2 protein-coding genes are annotated in these 1,796 nt (G+C 39.9%); one reads left to right on the top strand and one right to left on the bottom strand.

Translation table 11 applies throughout. The annotated features are described in order from the left end of the window. Positions 1-3: 3 nt before the first annotated feature. On the bottom strand, positions 4-786 hold the full coding sequence (locus CLV95_RS18470; protein WP_002731678.1) for a crotonase/enoyl-CoA hydratase family protein: 783 nt from the start codon (positions 784-786) through the stop codon (positions 4-6). 426 nt (positions 787-1,212) lie between these two features. On the opposite strand from CLV95_RS18470, the gene CLV95_RS19685 reads away from it, so the two are divergent. Then, a complete protein-coding gene (locus tag CLV95_RS19685) occupies positions 1,213-1,341 on the top strand; it encodes a hypothetical protein (protein WP_002731666.1) in 129 nt (42 codons plus the stop codon). The last annotated feature ends 455 nt before the right edge of the window (positions 1,342-1,796 follow it).

Raw genomic sequence — 1,796 nt, 5'->3', positions numbered from 1 at the left:
CATCTATTTGCCCTGAAAAACTGCTGGTCTTTTTTCCACAAAAGAAGCGAGGCCTTCTTCTGCGTCTTTGGTTTCCATCAGGGCTAAAAGTTGAGGCAAAAGATCTTCGGCGGCTTTCAATTCACCGTGAGTCACCGAATCCAGAGAGGATTTGAGAGTCGCGTAAACACCGAGAGGAGCTTGAGCCGCTATCTTTTCGGCAAGTTGCATTCCTCTTTTGACAAGTTCATTTTTTTCAACGACTTCTTGCACAAGTCCGATTCGAAGTGCTTCGTCCGATTCGAAAGTTTCTCCTGTAAGAATATATTTCATTGCATTTCCCCAGCCGCATTGTGCGGGCCAGCGTATAGTTCCGCCACCGAATGGAAAAATTCCTCTTTGCACTTCCAGTTGTCCGAATATGGCGCGTTTGGCGGCAATTCGAATATCGCTTGCGAGCATGAGTTCGATTCCTAACGTGAAACACATACCGTGTACTGCAACGACGACAGGTTTTGTTTTGGTACGGTTGGACGTTCCCCAGGGATTTACACTTTCCGGAGGAAGAGGAAATTTTTTTTCCTTCTTCAAAAACTCGGCTACGTTTTTTAAATCCAGACCCAACGTGAAGTGTTTTCCGTTTGCATAAACAAGTCCGACTCGAATATCCGAATCGGCTTCCAATTGGTCGTATGCGCGGCTGAGAGCGTAGAGCATATCGACGTTGAACGTGTTTCTTTCTTCAGGACGGTTGATGATGATATGTAAAACGTGTCCCTTTTTTTCGGAGATAATGAGCTCTGACATATACAATTTCCTTGATAGACTAGAAGCCATCTCAAAAATATCTTAGAATAATCGAAATTGGTATTTTAGGCAAAGATAAAGTATTTTTGAGATGGCCTTAAAATAGTTCAATCAAGAATAAATAAAAATAGACTATTTAGTCTATCGTTTTTAGTTTTGTTGCACTTATTTTAAACTTCCGGATTCTAATCTTTAGAATGCCTCGAAATGTCGATAGACCACGTAATCCATACGATCGTCTGATGACTTTCGTCTTGGACCTTTTTTTACCATCGGGGGATACTCGGGAACTTCTACGAATCAATTGATTGCCGATTTTCCCGAACTCATAAAGCGAGTTTTTATCGTTATTTTCAATCCAAAGAAAAGATCGCTCTGGAATATCTAAAGTTGCAAGGGGAGAATTTCGAAGATGGCCTACGACGTATGATGGATCGTTCTTCTTTTGTAGAATTCATTCAGATATGGAATTCTATTCTTTTGAAACAAGTTGGGAGCGGTAAATTTCTAGGTCTGATCGCTCGCTTTCTAAACAGTGTGGAAGAGAAAAAATGAAAGGGCACTTGGATCCTAAGCTCTCGAGAGTATTCGCTCCTACCAGTGATCCAAAAAAGTTGAGAACTTCCTTGAAAGAATTTGAGATTTTTTTTGGGCCACCAAAAATAAATTCAAAGAAAGATGGATACGGTTGGAAGTTTTAAATGTTAATAAAAAATTTACTCAGAAATGGCCTAGGACGCGCCTAAAGGAATCATAATAAGAGCCGGTTTCAAAACTTGAAGAAAACTATCTCTAGACGATCCGGCAAGTTTTTAAAAAACGTGAGAGTTCCCACAGAAACCGTCGTATTGAAGGTTTTTCCTGTCGTTTAAGATTGTAATAGCTCCTACATTCCTAAGGTTTTGAGACGGGCTCTAAGTTAATCAGTTTTTAATACAAGGGAACCTTTATAAAATCAAAAAACGACAAAACGTTATAAAGAGTTCTTATGAGAAACCACCGTTTTACGA

It is taken from the genome of Leptospira borgpetersenii serovar Javanica (genome assembly GCF_003046425.1).
GTDB classification, from domain to species: domain Bacteria; phylum Spirochaetota; class Leptospiria; order Leptospirales; family Leptospiraceae; genus Leptospira; species Leptospira borgpetersenii.
The sequence above is the reverse complement of the archived record's forward strand: the minus strand, read 5'-3'. Positions and strand labels throughout refer to the sequence as shown.